This window comes from Paenibacillus zeisoli (genome assembly GCF_003994465.1).
In the GTDB taxonomy this organism is placed as follows: domain Bacteria; phylum Bacillota; class Bacilli; order Paenibacillales; family Paenibacillaceae; genus Fontibacillus; species Fontibacillus zeisoli.
The window spans coordinates 110,048-125,341 of record NZ_RZNX01000006.1; the positions used below are offsets into that span (position 1 = coordinate 110,048).

13 protein-coding genes and 1 tRNA gene are annotated in these 15,294 nt (G+C 49.6%); 13 read left to right on the top strand and 1 reads right to left on the bottom strand.

Annotated features, from left to right (window positions below; all coding sequences use genetic code 11):
• Window positions 1-95: 95 nt before the first annotated feature.
• The 6 genes from EJP77_RS14525 to EJP77_RS14550 all read left to right on the top strand — a co-directional run bounded on the left by EJP77_RS14525 (window position 96) and on the right by EJP77_RS14550 (window position 6,349).
• Window positions 96-1,139, top strand: coding sequence for an ABC transporter substrate-binding protein (locus EJP77_RS14525; RefSeq protein WP_127199974.1), 1,044 nt, complete (start codon window positions 96-98; stop codon window positions 1,137-1,139).
• Window positions 1,140-1,171: 32 nt separating this feature from the next.
• Complete coding sequence (locus tag EJP77_RS14530; protein WP_127199975.1) at window positions 1,172-2,056, top strand: ABC transporter ATP-binding protein; 885 nt, start codon at window positions 1,172-1,174, stop codon at window positions 2,054-2,056.
• Entirely contained in the window at window positions 2,049-2,906 is an 858-nt protein-coding gene (locus EJP77_RS14535; RefSeq protein WP_127199976.1) for an ABC transporter permease, read from the top strand. The genes EJP77_RS14530 and EJP77_RS14535 overlap by 8 nt, the downstream gene beginning before the upstream one ends.
• 241 nt (window positions 2,907-3,147) lie before the next feature.
• The gene (locus tag EJP77_RS14540) at window positions 3,148-4,515 is read left to right on the top strand and encodes an LLM class flavin-dependent oxidoreductase (RefSeq protein WP_127199977.1); all 1,368 of its coding nucleotides are present in this window, start codon (window positions 3,148-3,150) and stop codon (window positions 4,513-4,515) included.
• Between the two features lie 80 nt (window positions 4,516-4,595).
• Complete coding sequence (locus tag EJP77_RS14545) at window positions 4,596-5,528, top strand: TauD/TfdA dioxygenase family protein (protein ID WP_127200066.1); 933 nt, start codon at window positions 4,596-4,598, stop codon at window positions 5,526-5,528.
• Window positions 5,529-5,776: 248 nt separating this feature from the next.
• On the top strand, window positions 5,777-6,349 hold the full coding sequence (locus EJP77_RS14550) for a C40 family peptidase (RefSeq protein ID WP_246021895.1): 573 nt from the start codon (window positions 5,777-5,779) through the stop codon (window positions 6,347-6,349).
• Window positions 6,350-6,596: 247 nt separating this feature from the next.
• Here EJP77_RS14550 and EJP77_RS14555 read toward each other — a convergent pair.
• Window positions 6,597-6,668: transfer RNA gene (locus EJP77_RS14555), tRNA-Ala, on the bottom strand.
• Between the two features lie 543 nt (window positions 6,669-7,211).
• On the opposite strand from EJP77_RS14555, the gene EJP77_RS14560 reads away from it, so the two are divergent.
• The 7 genes from EJP77_RS14560 (at window position 7,212) to EJP77_RS14590 (ending at window position 15,262) form a co-directional block, all read left to right on the top strand.
• Window positions 7,212-10,079 carry a collagen-like protein gene (locus tag EJP77_RS14560; RefSeq protein ID WP_221886016.1) on the top strand — a complete coding sequence of 956 codons (2,868 nt, stop codon included), beginning with the start codon at window positions 7,212-7,214 and terminating at the stop codon, window positions 10,077-10,079.
• Window positions 10,080-10,158: 79 nt separating this feature from the next.
• Window positions 10,159-11,289, top strand: coding sequence for a tetratricopeptide repeat-containing glycosyltransferase family 2 protein (locus tag EJP77_RS14565; protein ID WP_425464250.1), 1,131 nt, complete (start codon window positions 10,159-10,161; stop codon window positions 11,287-11,289).
• Complete coding sequence (locus EJP77_RS14570) at window positions 11,282-12,097, top strand: glycosyltransferase (RefSeq protein WP_127199978.1); 816 nt, start codon at window positions 11,282-11,284, stop codon at window positions 12,095-12,097. Before EJP77_RS14565 ends, EJP77_RS14570 begins: the two co-directional genes overlap by 8 nt.
• Before the next feature lie 348 nt (window positions 12,098-12,445).
• Window positions 12,446-13,315 (top strand): quinone oxidoreductase family protein, encoded by an 870-nt coding sequence (locus EJP77_RS14575; RefSeq protein ID WP_246021896.1) that lies wholly within the window; start codon window positions 12,446-12,448, stop codon window positions 13,313-13,315.
• A gap of 8 nt (window positions 13,316-13,323) precedes the next feature.
• Window positions 13,324-13,758 (top strand): MarR family winged helix-turn-helix transcriptional regulator, encoded by a 435-nt coding sequence (locus tag EJP77_RS14580; protein WP_127199980.1) that lies wholly within the window; start codon window positions 13,324-13,326, stop codon window positions 13,756-13,758.
• Between the two features lie 146 nt (window positions 13,759-13,904).
• The gene (locus tag EJP77_RS14585; RefSeq protein ID WP_127199981.1) at window positions 13,905-14,486 is read left to right on the top strand and encodes a TetR/AcrR family transcriptional regulator; all 582 of its coding nucleotides are present in this window, start codon (window positions 13,905-13,907) and stop codon (window positions 14,484-14,486) included.
• 65 nt (window positions 14,487-14,551) lie between these two features.
• Window positions 14,552-15,262 (top strand): SDR family oxidoreductase, encoded by a 711-nt coding sequence (locus EJP77_RS14590; protein WP_127199982.1) that lies wholly within the window; start codon window positions 14,552-14,554, stop codon window positions 15,260-15,262.
• Window positions 15,263-15,294 lie beyond the last annotated feature (32 nt).

Genomic DNA, 15,294 nt, shown 5'->3' on the forward strand with positions numbered 1-15,294 from the left:
TGAAGATGAATGTGTCTTTTTTGCTGCAGCAAATGTATAAGACCGGTTCATCCGCTCTAAAAGCGCATATCAAATTGCAGATGGAGGTTGTTCTCATGAATCCTATTTCTAAAATTGCCGGTACGGCTATGGCCCTGATGCTTGTATCCTCGCTGGTGTTGTCCGGCTGCAGCAAAGACAAAACCCCATCGGCAAGCGCAGCCGGCCAGAATGGCCTGGAAGTTGCCGAGCTTCGTTACCAGGGAAATGTGGGTGCGGTTACCTATCCCGAGCTTGCTGAAGACCTCGGTTATCTGGCTCCGCTCAAATTGAAATTTATCGGAAATACAATCAGCGGACCGCAGGATATCCAATCTGTAGTGACTGGAGATACCGACTTCGGAGGAGCGTTTAATGGAGCTATTGTCAAGCTGCTTGCTGCCAAAGCGCCAATTACTCCGGTCATTTCTTACTATGGGGTTGATGATAACACCTGGAGCGGATATTACGTGCTGGACGGGAGTTCCATTAAGACAGCCCGGGATCTAATTGGCAAAAGAATTGCCGTTAATACGCTTGGAGCCCACCACGAATTCGTGATTAAAGAGTACCTCCACAGACAGGGCCTGACTCAGGATGAGATCAACCAGGTTACGCTAGTTGTTGTTCCGCCAGTTACAACGGAACAGACGCTGCGGGCCAATCAGGTGGATGTAGCCACACTTGGTGGGATCCTGCGGGACAAAGCATTGGAACGCGGTGGCATTCATCCTCTTTTCACAGATAAGGAGCTGTTCGGAACGTTCAGCGCAGGCAGCTACGTGTTAACCAATGAATTTATCAAGAATAATCCAAAGGCCACGCGAAAATTCGTGGAGGCCACAGCCAAAGCCATTGAATGGGCGAGGACAACTCCGCGTGAAGAGGTTGTGGCGAGATACGAGAAGATTATCAAGAATCGCGGCCGCAAGGAGGATACCAAGGCGATTAAGTACTGGAAGAGTACCGGAATTGCCGGGAAGGGCGGACTTATAGCCGAGAAGGAATTCAGCACCTGGGTCGATTGGCTGGTTAAGGAGGGCACGATCAAGCAGGGAGAGCTGAATCCGAAAGATCTGTATACCAATGAGTTCAATCCTTACTTGAATGAGGCCAAGTAACTCGCATCATAATCAGAAAAGGGGTGTTATTGATGAGTATCGATTCCGCTAAAATCAGCATTCAGCAGGTGAATAAATCTTTTCGAGTCCGGCGTAGACCCGGAGATTTGAAAGGCAGCAGTCAGTCTGTAAAGGCACTGGACCATATTAATCTGGACGTGAAGCCGGGCGAATTCATGGTGATTGTAGGTCCATCAGGATGCGGAAAGTCCACCCTGCTCGATCTTCTCGCGGGTCTTACCACGCCGACGAGTGGACAGATCCTTTTGGATGGCAAGCCTATAACCGGGCCTAATCTGGACCGTGGAATTGTGTTCCAACAGTACGCCTTATTTCCTTGGAAGACGGCCCTGGCCAATGTAGAGTTCGGCCTCGAGACGAAGGGAGTTCCGCGTAAAGAGCGGCGCGCTATCGCTCAGGAATATATCGAACTTGTGGGTCTTGCCGGTTTCGAGCATCGTTACCCCCATGAACTGTCCGGCGGGATGAAGCAGCGGATCGCGATTGCCAGAAGCCTGGCCTACGATCCGGAAGTGCTGCTGATGGATGAACCTTTTGCCGCGCTGGATGCCCAGACTCGGGAGTCGCTGCAGAGTGAACTGCTGCGGATCTGGGAAGCGACGAAGAAGACGATTATCTTCATAACTCATGGAATTGAGGAGGCCGTCTATTTAGGCCAGCGTGTTGCTGTCATGACTTCCCGGCCGGGAAGGATTAAAGAAGTGATTGAAGTTCCGTTTGAGGCGAGAACATCAGAGGAGGATCTGCGTGCTCATCCGGACTTCGTCAGATTGCGGCACCAAATCTGGGATTTGCTAAAAGATGAAGTCAAGCTCGCGCAGGAGCAGGAGAAGGACCGCAGTCTGCAGTCGGGGACCGGCAAAATATCCGGGAAGGGGGCGGCTACCCATGGCTAATACGGGAGCAGGAGCAGGAATAGGAGAAGTACTTGTCAGATTGGAGAAGAAGGAACAGAGCACCCAGAGGAGAGCGCTGGGCTGGACCATAGAGAAGCTGCTTCTGGCGTTCAGGTCATCTATTGTCATAATTGCGTTTATGGTTCTGTGGGAAGTGGCTCCGCGTCTCGGCTGGACCAATGCTACGTTTCTGCCTCCTCTAAGTGAAGTGCTGAGCACGTGGTGGAGCCTGCTCCTCTCGGGGGATCTTGCCGAACATATGGAAGTTAGTCTCGTTCGCTCTATTGGAGGATTTGCCCTGGCCCTGGTGGTCAGTGTTCCGCTGGGCTTGGCTATCGGCTGGTGGAAGAGCGTGGCGCAGTACCTGAACCCGCTGCTTGAGTTATTCCGTAATACAGCGGTGCTTGCGCTGCTTCCGGTGTTTATTATGCTGCTCGGTCTCGGAGAGACCTCCAAGATCGCCATTATCTTCTATGCCTGCGTATTTCCGCTGCTGCTCAATACGATCAGTGGGGTCAGAAATGTGGATCCGCTGCTCATCCGATCCGCCAGATCGATGGGGTTATCTCCGGTACAGCTATTCCGGAAAGTGGTACTGCCCGCTTCTGTTCCTACCATATTTGTGGGCATCCGCCAAGCCGGATCGGCCTCCATCCTGGTTCTCGTCGCTGCCGAAATGGCAGGAGCCAAGTCGGGGCTTGGTTATTTCATCCAGTACACACAGTTCAGCTTTCAGATTACGGAGATGTACGCAGGGATCATTACGATCTCGATCTTTGGTGTCATTCTGAATTACGCGCTCGTGACTTTGGAGAAGAAATTGACCGCTTGGAAGCAGGTCTCGAATTAGTAGGAATGGTTCTGAGTTTATCCATATAAGAGAACTTAAGAATTACTAGTAGGCAAGAGTGTGAAATGATTCTGGAGAAGCGGAGCGTTCGCCTTTGCTCCCAGACTTCTACCTTTAAACTTCAATTAAGAAGTCTGGGAGCAACAGCGATCGTAAGAATATTTCATACGGCTGACTACGTGTAATTCGATAGTTCAACTTATCTAGTAAATATCACGGTCCATTATGAGGAGGAAACCCTATGAGCAAGAGTACGCGGCAAATGAAACTCGGAGCCTTTCTGATGACACCCGGCCATCACGTGGCAGCATGGCGATTTCCGGGAGCGGAAGCTTCGGAAGTGCTGAACCTGAAATTCTACAAGAAGCTGGCCCAGACCGCGGAACGAGGCAAATTTGACATGCTGTTTCTGGCTGACGGATACTCGGTCTCCGAGAAATATGCCGAGGCCGTGGCCCAGACCGTAACCGTACGTCCGGAGCCGATTACTTTGCTGTCCGCCTTGGCCGCCGTAACGGACCACGTTGGACTTGCTGGAACTGTATCGACCACTTATAACGAGCCTTATCATGTGGCCAGAAAGTTTGCCTCACTGGATCATTTGAGCAGCGGGCGCGCAGCATGGAACGTGGTTACCTCTGCGAACCCGGATGAAGCGCTCAATTTCAACAAGGAGAGCCATCTGCTTCACTCCCTTCGCTACGAACGGGCGGAAGAGTTCCTTAACGTAGTCACGGGGTTGTGGGACAGCTGGGAGGACGATGCCTTCTTATTTGATAAGGAGAATGCGGCTTTTGCCGATAAGAACAAGCTTCATACCCTACATCACAAAGGGGAATGGTTCTCGGTGAAAGGGCCTCTGAATGTTGCCCGCCCAGTTCAGGGGTATCCGGTGATCATACAGGCCGGATCATCCGAGCCTGGCAAGGAGCTTGCCGCACGCACAGCGGAAGTGATATTCACAGCGTGGCAGACGCTGGAGGAAGCCCAGAACTTCTATAGTGATGTGAAGGGGCGATTAGCCAAGTATGGACGCTCGCCGGAGGATCTGAAGATTATGCCTGGGGTATTCCCGATTATCGGAAGAACGGAAGAGGAGGCGAAAGAGAAAAAAGCGCTTCTGGAGCAGCTGATTCCTGAAGAGGCGGGGATAAGTCTGCTGTCTCAGCTGATCAGCTTCGATCTATCACCATATCCGGTGGATGGACCGCTCCCGGATCTTCCGGAACTGGATCAAATTAATGGAGGCAAGACCCGGTTCACTCTGCTGAAGGACCTGGCAGAGCGGGAGAATCTGACGATTCGCCAGTTGTATGAGCGGATTGCCGGTGCACGGGGCCACCGCGAGATCTTAGGTACTCCGGAACAAATTGCAGATCAATTAGAAGAGTGGTTCCTAAGCGGAGCGGCAGACGGATTCAATATTATGCCGCCGTATTTGCCGGGAGGGCTTGAGGAATTCGTGGATCTGGTTGTACCCGAGCTTCAGAAACGGGGATTGTTCCGTACGGAGTATACAGGAACAACTCTGCGGGATCATCTCGAATTGAAGCGGCCGGTGCATCCTGCGGCCTTTGAAGATGCAGCCGTGCTGTATAGCGTCAACTAAAGCTATTCTTAGTTCTTAACGGTTAACTCTTAACGGTTTCAAATCCTAATTCAGGATCCAAATAAAAGGAGGAACTAATGATGAGTAATTTGGTGAACAAGGAAGTTATCAAGGGTCTACAGGTGCTGCCGGTTGCGGGCCGAATTGGTGCAGAAATTCACGGTGTTCGTCTGGGGGCAGACCTTGATGCTGAGACGATCTCCGAGATCCGTCAGGCTCTGCTGAAGTACAAAGTAATTTTCTTCCGTGGACAGGAGCATCTGGATGATGCCGGACAGGAAGCACTTGCAGGCATATTTGGAGCTCCGGTTGCTCATCCAACGGTACCGATTAAGAATGGAACAGAATATGTGCTTGAGCTGGACTCTGCTCACGGAGGACGGGCGGATTCGTGGCACACGGATGTGACCTTCGTAGATGCTTATCCTCAGGCTTCGATTCTTCGTTCCGTGGTGATACCTGAAGCAGGGGGAGATACCGTATGGGCCAATACCGCCGCAGCGTATGACCATCTCCCTGAGGAACTGAGGAACCTTGTGGACCGGCTGTGGGCGGTGCATACGAATCAGTATGATTATGCTGCCCACCGCGAGCAGATCACGGAGGAAGCGGCTCGCCATCACAAGGAAGTGTTTGTCTCCACCTTGTATGAGACCGAGCATCCGCTTGTACGTGTCCACCCGGAGACCGGGGAACGGACACTGCTGCTGGGACATTTTGCGAAGAAAATAATAGGTCTCTCCGCGAACGATTCTGCACAGCTAATCTCACTGCTCCAGTCTCACATCACCCGCCTCGAGAATACGGTCCGCTGGCGCTGGTCCGTTGGAGACGTAGTCATCTGGGATAACCGGGCTACACAGCATTACGCCGTAAATGACTACGGGGATCAGCATCGTGTGGTTCGCAGAGTGACTATTGATGGGGATGTTCCTGTTAGCATCGACGGACGGAAGAGCAGAACGCATACGAAGGTTAGTCAAGCATCAGGGGAGGAAGCTCAGACGGCTTAGAACGCTTTTGGACTAGAGATCAGATAAATAAAACTATGAAAAGGTTAGCCGAAAAGGCACGAGCAGCTTGCTTTATAAGCTGTTCGTGCCTTTTACTTTACTGTGCAGATGCGGAAGAAGAGGACGAATCTACCAGGATTGTCAAGGAGAAATTAGAATGGAATTTTAATCAACTTTTAATAAAGTAGGATAAACCTTGATCTATTGGTAGTTTGCAAATAGTTAGGTACATAATGGAAGTTACAAATATGTTACTTTTGGGTAAGGCGGTTCACGCCGCCAATACGAACACAAGGGAGTACATCATGAACAACACGAACATTAGACGTATTGGTAAAACCATAGTAGGAATCAGTCTAAGCCTTTTGGTATCTTTGTCCGGAAGTGTCTTATTAAACGCTCAATCAGCACATGCGGCCACAAGTGCGACGGTTACCAGCAGCACAAAGGCGAACCGTATAACTGCATCTGGTGAAAGATTTCTGGGGACTCCTTATAAGTTCGGAGCTAAAACCGGAGTCACTAGCAGCTTTGACTGTTCTTCATTTACTCAGTATCTCTACAAGCAGGTTGGCGTCCGTATTCCACGCTCATCCAAAGATCAATCCAGAGCCGGCAAGTACGTGTCTAAAAGTAAGCTTAAGTCAGGAGACCTGGTGTTCTCCGATACGAACCGCGATGGCGTGATTAATCACGTAAGCATTTACATTGGAAATGGGAAGCTGCTTCATACTTACCGGGTAGGTATTGGTGTTACCATCTCAACATTCAAGGGAAGCACCTGGGACAAAACTTACGTCACGGCTCGTCGCGTGCTGTAAATCGGACAAGCTCTTTTTTAAGCCAAATATAGTAAGTTATCTAATTTATTAAGTCTCTAAAAGCTATGTATATGCATAGCTTTTTTAATACATAAAAGAGCTGCTTGCTGCAGGTTAGAAATGATATATCACTGAACAATTTGCTTGGAAGAAGTAAGGAATAGAGAAGATAAGCATATGTAAATGCGGGTTAAAGGTAGGTTATATACAAAACAAAAAAAGACCCTGCTAAAGGGTCTTTACATTATGGAGCGTAGGGGGGTCGAACCCCTGACCTCTTCGCTGCCAGCGAAGCGTTCTCCCACTGAACTAACGCCCCGAGTTAAACACAAGAAATAATTTAACATGTAATATGCCAGCCTGTCAATAAATTAACTAAGTGAGGGGACTCTGGTTTTAAGTCCTAGCTTGGATGTTGCGTAGAACATCTGTAGTAGTTTGGGTGGGATAAGGGATTGGTATAAGAATTTTCATAAATAGGCGAATATCGTGCTGATATTAATCTCCTGCCCGTACAATGTTGTGATACCCAGAAAGAATCGTGGACAAAGAAAAATACAATTTCCGAAGGGAGAACAATAGATGGCCAGTCGGAATCGAATACGTATTTTAAATGTTTCAAACCGACGACTGCGGAGAGCAAAACACCATTTAAGACGAGAAAGATATGAACGTGCAGTGGACGAAATTGAAACCACCTTAGTCATTCTTGGTAAAGCTTTAGGGAGCTTAAATAAAAAAAATACGTACCCTCGAAAATACCGGGAGAGAGGGAAAAATGAATAGTAGGGAGAGGTTACGAAAAAGGTGTGTAAGAAAAGTTAATTTGGCAATGAAAGAGTTACGAAAAGCTACTTACCTTGTGAAAAGACAAAAAACAACTCGTGCTAGGAAAGAGGTTGTAGATGCCTTACTTCAACTACATCAAGCATTAAGATACATCAGAGAACTTAAAAATTCTAAAACATTAGATCCAAATGATCCAAATGATCCAATTGATCCAAATGATCCAACATATGTTCCCGATCCTGCTGTTTTGAATGGAGTGACCGAAGTCGCTGGGGCAGCCGATCTAACTGGAGCAACAGGAGAAACTGGAGCAACAGGAGAAACTGGAGCAACAGGAGAAACTGGAGCAACAGGAGAAACTGGAGCAACAGGAGAAACTGGAGCAACAGGAGAAACTGGAGCAACAGGAGAAACTGGAGCAACAGGAGAAACTGGAGCAACAGGAGAAACTGGAGCAACAGGAGAAACTGGAGCAACAGGAGAAACTGGAGCAACAGGAGAAACTGGAGCAACAGGAGAAACTGGAGCAACAGGAGAAACTGGAGCAACAGGAGAAACTGGAGCAACAGGAGAAACTGGAGCAACAGGAGAAACTGGAGCAACAGGAGAAACTGGAGCAACAGGAGAAACTGGAGCAACAGGAGAAACTGGAGCAACAGGAGAAACTGGAGCAACAGGAGAAACTGGAGCAACAGGAGAAACTGGAGCAACAGGAGAAACTGGAGCAACAGGAGAAACTGGAGCAACAGGAGAAACTGGAGCAACAGGAGAAACTGGAGCAACAGGAGCAACTGGAGCGACAGGAGTAACTGGGGCAACAGGGGCAACAGGGGCAACAGGGGCAACAGGGGCAACAGGAGAAACAGGGGCAACAGGAGTAACCGGAGCGACTGGGGCAACTGGAGCAACTGGAGCGACAGGAGCAACAGGGGAAGCAGGAGCGACTGGGGCAACAGGAGCAACAGGAGCGACAGGAGTAACTGGGGCAACAGGGGCAATAGGAGAAACAGGGGCAACGGGAGTAACCGGAGCAACAGGGGAAGCAGGGGCGACTGGGGCAACAGGAGTAACCGGAGCAACAGGGGAAGCAGGAGCAACAGGGGAAGCAGGGGCGACAGGAGCAACTGGAGCAACAGGGGAAACTGGGGCCACCGGAGCAACTGGAGCTACAGGAGCAACTGGAGCCACCGGGGGAACAGGAGCAACAGGAGGAACCGGAGCGACTGGGGCAACTGGAGCAACCGGAGCAACAGGGGCAACAGGAGCAATTGGGGCAACGGGAGTAACCGGAGCAACCGGGGCACCCGGAGCGACTGGAGTAACCGGAGCGACAGGAGTAACTGGGGCAACAGGGGCAACAGGAGCAACCGGGGCAACCGGAGCGACTGGAGTAACCGGAGCGACAGGAGCAACAGGGGAAGCAGGAGCGACTGGGGCAACTGGAGTAACCGGAGCAACAGGGGAAACTGGAGCAACTGGAGCGACAGGAGTAACTGGAGCAATAGGGGAAACTGGAGCAACTGGAGCAACTGGAGCAACTGGAGCAACTGGAGCGACAGGAGTAACTGGGGCAACAGGGGCAACAGGGGCAACAGGAGAAATTGGAGCAACGGGAGTAACAGGAGCCACTGGAGAAACTGGAGCGACTGGAGCAACGGGAATAACAGGAGCGACTGGAGCAACGGGAATAACAGGAGCGACTGGAGCAACTGGAGCAACCGGAGCAACGGGAGTAACAGGAGCAACAGGGGCAACCGGGGCAACCGGAGCCACCGGAGCGACTGGGGCAACCGGAGCCACCGGGGCAACCGGAGCAACCGGAGCCACCGGAGGAACAGGAGCAACAGGAGTTACCGGAGCGACTGGGGCAACCGGAGCCACCGGAGCCACCGGAGCAACCGGGGCAACAGGAGGAACAGGAGCGACTGGAGCAACCGGCGCAACCGGAGCGACCGGAGCAACCGGGGCAACCGGAGCAACCGGAGCCACCGGAGCAACTGGAGCAACCGGGGAAACTGGAGCAACGGGAGCGACAGGAGTAACTGGGGCAACCGGGGCAACAGGAGAAAGAGGGGCAACGGGAGTAACCGGAGCGACTGGGGCAACTGGAGCGACTGGGGAAATTGGAGCAACGGGAGTAACAGGAGCGACTGGAGCCACCGGAGCAACGGGAGCAACCGGAGCCACCGGAGCAACGGGAGCAACCGGAGCGACTGGGGAAACTGGAGCGACTGGGGAAATTGGAGCAACGGGAATAACAGGAGCCACCGGAGCAACCGGAGCCACCGGGGCAACCGGGGCCACTGGAGCAACCGGAGCAACCGGGGCAACCGGGGCAACCGGGGCCACCGGAGCAACCGGAGCCACCGGGGCAACCGGGGCCACTGGAGCAACCGGAGCAACCGGGGCAACCGGGGCAACCGGGGCCACCGGAGCAACCGGAGCCACCGGGGCAACCGGGGCAACCGGGGCAACCGGAGCCACCGGAGCGACTGGGGCAACCGGGGCAACAGGAGCCACAGGAGTAACGGGAGCCACCGGCACGGCAGGGGTCTTCCAACAGTTTCAGGTATCGGAGAATTCACCAAATACGACGGGAAGTTCGGCAATCCCGATAACAACTGCCGTAACAACATTAAAGACTATTACAATAACAGGAGTTCCGGCAGGAAGTAGGGTGTGGTTAACGGGAATCGTAGGTTGGGTTTCTACTTCAGGTGATACAGTACTCCAACTGCAAATTCAACGTGGGACAACTAATATATTTAGCATTAATCAACATGCGGTTGGAAATAACACATTTGCAGCTACAAGTGTTGACCACGTTGATCTAACTCCTGGAACGGGTAATGTTTCGTATTCGTTAGCTGCACTTACTACTGTTGGTACAGCAAATGCAATTGGAGCAATCACCCTTACGGGAGCTTTAATACAGCCTTAAGTTAAAAGGCGGCTAATCCTTTTTTGGGTAGCCGCTTTTTTGTTTTGAAATGCTTGGTTTAATTAGGACGACGCCTCACATGCCATTTCCCTCAGAATATAACTGTAATGAGGTGAGCGATTTGATCTCCATAAGTCTTTGTATGATTGTAAAAAACGAAGAGGATACAATCGGTCGATGTTTGGAATCTGTTCAGAACATTGTTGAAGAAATCATTATTGTAGATACGGGATCAAGTGATAACACGAAAGAAATTGCACTTCAATATACGAGCCAAATTTACGGCTTTGAATGGATCGATGATTTTGCAGCCGCCCGGAATTATGCTTTCAGTTGCGCTAATAAAGATTATATTTTTTGGTTAGACGCGGACGATGAGTTAAAGGATGAGGATCGCAAAAAACTTATGGATCTCAAAGAGATGCTCGATCCATCTATTGATTCCGTTACAATGGAGTACCATTTGGCTTTTGATGAATTTGGGAATGTGACTTCGAGTGTTCGGCGTAATCGACTCGTATTGAGGGAAAATAAGTTCCAATGGATTGGTGCAGTCCACGAGTACCTTGAGGTGTGGGGGAATATTTTGAATAGCGATGTTGCCATTACACACAGCAGTCTCCACCATGACAGCGACAGGAATCTTAACATTTATGAAAAACGGTTACTCCGCGGCGAGGTGTTTACTCCAAGGGACTTATATTATTTTGCAAATGAGCTCGTTGATCACAAGATGTACGATCGAGCGATTTGTTATTACGAGCAATTTCTTGCTTCTGAGAAAGGGTGGATTGAAGATATTATTTCTTCCTGCGGAAAATTAGCGGATTGTTACCACGAGCTCGGTAATCGTGAAAAAGAGTTGGAATCCTCTCTGCGCTCCTTCCGATACAGCAGCCCACGACCCGAATTTTGTTGTCGTATTGGATATCATTTTTTGAGCCAGGACGAAATACGGACAGCGATATTCTGGTATAAGCTTGCCACCCAATACAAACTGCCAGGAGATAACCTGGGCTTCTTCAACCATACATGCTCATCTTGGCTCCCTCATCTTCAGCTTTGTGTATGTTACGACCGAATTGGCGAATACAGGCTTGCTTACAATCATAATGAGATTGCCCGCAGCTATCGACCGACTGATCCAAGGGTTATCCAAAATAAACGTTATTTGGAAACTATCCTAGGAGACAGTGATTCTCATGAATGAGAACAAAAAACGTGTGTTGCTCGGAAGCCCTGTCCATCAAAAGCCGGCCATATTACGTGAGTTCTTAAGTTCTCTGTGTCGTTTAAGACAGGACCATGTAGAGTTTGGATATTTTTTTATTGACGACAACCAAGACGAACAATCTAGTGCAATGCTTCAAGAGTTTGCCCAGATAGCAAACCCAGTCATGGTGCAGAAATCCAAGTATAGAGACGAATATTACCGGAACGAGAATACGCATTTTTGGAACGAACATCTTATTTGGAAAGTGGCAGAATTTAAGAATACCCTGATCCGACATGCCACGGATGAACAGTACGACTTTTTGTTTTTAGTTGATTCGGATTTGTTGCTGCATCCCAAAACGGTTGAACAACTAGTCGCTTCGGGAAAAGATATTGTGTCGGAAATCTTTTGGACTTCATGGCAGCCGAATACTGCACCTCAGCCTCAAGTATGGCTCCAGGACGAGTATACGCAGTGGGAACAGCAAAGAGGAGAGAAGTTAAGCGACAAGGATAGAGCCATACGCTACGAGCAATTTATTACTCAATTAAAGGTGCCAGGAGTTTATGAAATAGGGGGATTAGGGGCGTGTACCCTTATCAGCCGTCAAGCGATGGTTGCTGGAGTGAACTTTAATCCTATTAAAAATCTTTCCTTTTGGGGGGAGGATCGTCATTTCTGTGTTCGCGCCGCCGCGATGGGGTTTCCGTTATATGTGGATACTTTTTTTCCAGCATATCATATTTACCGGGAATCTGATCTGGAAGGGGTTGATAAATTCAAACTTGAGAATGGGGATTAGCAATGAGGTCAGGGGTTCGATCCCCCTAGGGCTCATAAAAAAGAAGCACCACAACTTAAAGTTGTGGTGCTTCTTTTTTTACTTTTGGGCTGAAGCGACCTCCTGATCGTAATAGGCTCAGTCCGCACGCAGCGCCGGTTCATATATAACCCCCGGTCGTCCAATGTACAAGTCTTTGTCAAAAATGTGCAATATGCACATAATTGTGATACTCTATTTATGTGCAAGTTGCACATAAATATATTAGAGAGGTGCTGATGAACTGTGAAGGCAGCCATCGTGAAGGAAATGGGGGCAACCCTTGTGTTTGGTCAGTGTGATTCACCAGTTGCCACGGAGGGGCATGTCTTGGTTAACGTTTCGACGGCAGCTTTAAGTAGACTTAGCAAATTCCGTTCCATGGGAATGCATTACTCATCAGAAGTTAACTTCCCACTCATAGCTGGTGCAGACGGAGTGGGTACTTTGGAAGATGGCACTCGTGTATACTTTGCGCAGCCTACCGCGCCTTATGGCAGTCTGGCAGAGCAAACCTTGGTCAAGGAGACAATGATTGTCCCTTTACCAGATGGCCTTGATGATATCACCGCCGCCGCTATCGCTAATCCGGCTACATCGTCATGGGCAGCTTTGGTATATCGGGCTCACTTCAAGCCCGGGCAAACTGTTCTGATTAATGGGGCCACGGGGGCATCCGGCAGTTTAGCTGTTCAGATAGCCAAGTATCTGGGAGCTATGAAAATCATTGTGACGGGGCGTAATGAGTCCAAATTGCGATTGCTTGGGGCTGATGAAGTCGTTGCATTCGATATGAGCGTCAAAGATGGTAGTAATGAATTTGAAAATGCCTTAATGCCAGCTGTTGCCGGGGGTGTTGACGTTGTACTTGACTATTTGTGGGGTGATAGCGCTGTGGCTATCATGTCAGCTATCGCTAAGACGGGCACAAAACAGACAACTCGTTTTGTGAGTATCGGAACATCGTCGGGGCAGGAAACGATCAACGTTCCCTCATCGATCCTTCGCGCCTCATCAATTGAACTGCTTGGAAGCGGGGGAAGGAGTGTTTCCCTAGCTGATATGATGTCCTCTGCTAAAAGCGTTTTTGAAATGGCTGCAGAGGGGAAGATAAACATTGCTGTAGCGGAGTTTGCCTTACAGGATATTGAAGCTGCTTGGCATGCTCCCTTGACGCCGAGACCGGTTGTGAGGGTATAATATGCTTCATGGAAGAACTAATTTTTAAAGCGGTAATTGATTTGGTTACGATGATTAACCGGACGGATCGTGATAAGAAAATGATTGCCAGTGCCGGTGTTGAGATGGAGGCAGCAGCCTTTCAGGTTTTTGGGGGCATCGCTCATCTTCAATCGACAAGTGTTGGCGATTTGGCCAACCTAATGGGGAAGAATTACTCGAGTGTTAGCCGCCAAATCGATAAGCTGGAGGCGGCAGGATTGGTGCACACCTATCCATCAGTCGACGATTCACGCATTCGCTTGTCCGAATTAACCAGTTACGGGAAGGAAATTTACTCCATGATTAATTCCACCCGCCAGAGGCTTATGCAAGAAGCATTGGGGGATTGGACACCGGAGGACAAAAATAGCTTATTGAATCATTTGAGGCGTTTGACCGATTCGCTAAACAAATTCGACTAAACTATGAGTCAAGACGGACTGAAGTGCAAAGAACATCGACCTTAACGGGCCGGTGTTTTTTTGTATTAACAATTCACGTTGACAAAGCAGGAGGGAATAAAATACAATCAATTTGTACTGATCAGTACAGAAAGAGTGGATGTCTCTTGGTAAGACCGAAAGAATTTGATGAACGGGTCGCATTAACTGCAGCAATGCAGGTTTTTTGGGAAAAGGGCTATGAAGCAACGTCCATCGGCGACCTTACCGAACGTATGCAGATTGCACGGCCAAGTCTCTATGCTACATTCGGTGGGAAGAAAGAACTGTTTGAGACCGCGCTGAGAGCTTATGTAGAGTTGAGTCTTACCTATGTCGAGAACAAGCTTCGGAGCATGCCTTCGGTGAAAGCGTCTTTCCTTGCGTATTTTCAAGGGGTCATTGAGGGCTCGGGCGGGAGTAATCCGGACTTTGGCTGTCTATGTGTGAATACGATGGTTGAATTGGCACCTCATGAACCTGTCTTCGCGCAGATTACAGAAGAGTTTGAAGCCCGATTAACCGAATTGTTCAGGAAATCAATTGAAGGCGGAATTCAGTCCGGCGAATTACCCGATCAACTGAACCCATCTTCAATTGCGCGTGTGTTGACATTAACCGCGATTGGATTAACGGTGACGATGAAGATGAAACCGAGTCCGTCGCGGGTCGAACATGTCGCTGCGGAAATTCTTACTCTTTTGGAGTAAGTTTTTTTTAGCCATTATGTACTGAACGGTACATAACTAGAATACGAATCTGGAGGCGTTAAAGAATGAGTGAGAAAATCGCATTGATCACAGGGGCAAATAAAGGAATTGGCCTGGAGATCGCACGTCAGTTAGGAAAGCAAGGCATGATTGTACTGATTGGGGCACGAAGTCTGCAAAAGGCATCACAGGCGTCCGAACAGCTGCAAGCTGAACAAGTCCGAGCTTATCCGATTGAACTGGATGTTACGAACGCAGAGCATATCCAATCAGCAGCCGATCGGATTGAAACGGAATATGGTAAGCTGGATGTTCTCGTGAACAATGCGGGAATCTATGTGGATCATGAAGGTACGGGCATTGATGTCATGCGGCGCGGTTTTGAAACGAATTTTTTCGGTGCTTATGCGCTGACCCTCGCACTGCTGCCTTTGCTGAAATTGAGCCCGGCAGGGAGAATTGTGAATCAGTCCAGCATCCTCGGATCGATTGGAACCATTCTCACGAACGAAATGTACGGAATGGCTGCCGCCCCTGTCTATACAACTTCCAAAGCTGCGCTGAACGCCTTGACTGCTCAGCTGTCCATTCAGCTTAAGGATACCCCGATTAAAGTTAACGCTTCTCATCCGGGATGGGTCAAAACCGACATGGGTGGAAGCGGCGCAGTCATGGAAATTCCCGAAGGGGCGGAGACGGCGGTGTACTTGGCTACACTCCCTAGTGATGGGCCTAGCGGAGGCTTCTTCCATAAGCAGGAGGCTTTGCCTTGGTAAGTTGAATAACTGCTGACCATAAACGCAAGAAA

Coding starts and splice junctions, on each gene's coding strand:
- EJP77_RS14525 (WP_127199974.1), top strand. CDS start 96: ATGAATCCTATTTCTAAAATTGCCGGTACGGCTATGGCCCTGATGCTT.
- EJP77_RS14530 (WP_127199975.1), top strand. CDS start 1,172: ATGAGTATCGATTCCGCTAAAATCAGCATTCAGCAGGTGAATAAATCT.
- EJP77_RS14535 (WP_127199976.1), top strand. CDS start 2,049: ATGGCTAATACGGGAGCAGGAGCAGGAATAGGAGAAGTACTTGTCAGA.
- EJP77_RS14540 (WP_127199977.1), top strand. CDS start 3,148: ATGAGCAAGAGTACGCGGCAAATGAAACTCGGAGCCTTTCTGATGACA.
- EJP77_RS14545 (WP_127200066.1), top strand. CDS start 4,596: ATGAGTAATTTGGTGAACAAGGAAGTTATCAAGGGTCTACAGGTGCTG.
- EJP77_RS14550 (WP_246021895.1), top strand. CDS start 5,777: ATGTTACTTTTGGGTAAGGCGGTTCACGCCGCCAATACGAACACAAGG.
- EJP77_RS14565 (WP_425464250.1), top strand. CDS start 10,159: ATGCCATTTCCCTCAGAATATAACTGTAATGAGGTGAGCGATTTGATC.
- EJP77_RS14570 (WP_127199978.1), top strand. CDS start 11,282: ATGAATGAGAACAAAAAACGTGTGTTGCTCGGAAGCCCTGTCCATCAA.
- EJP77_RS14580 (WP_127199980.1), top strand. CDS start 13,324: ATGGAAGAACTAATTTTTAAAGCGGTAATTGATTTGGTTACGATGATT.
- EJP77_RS14590 (WP_127199982.1), top strand. CDS start 14,552: ATGAGTGAGAAAATCGCATTGATCACAGGGGCAAATAAAGGAATTGGC.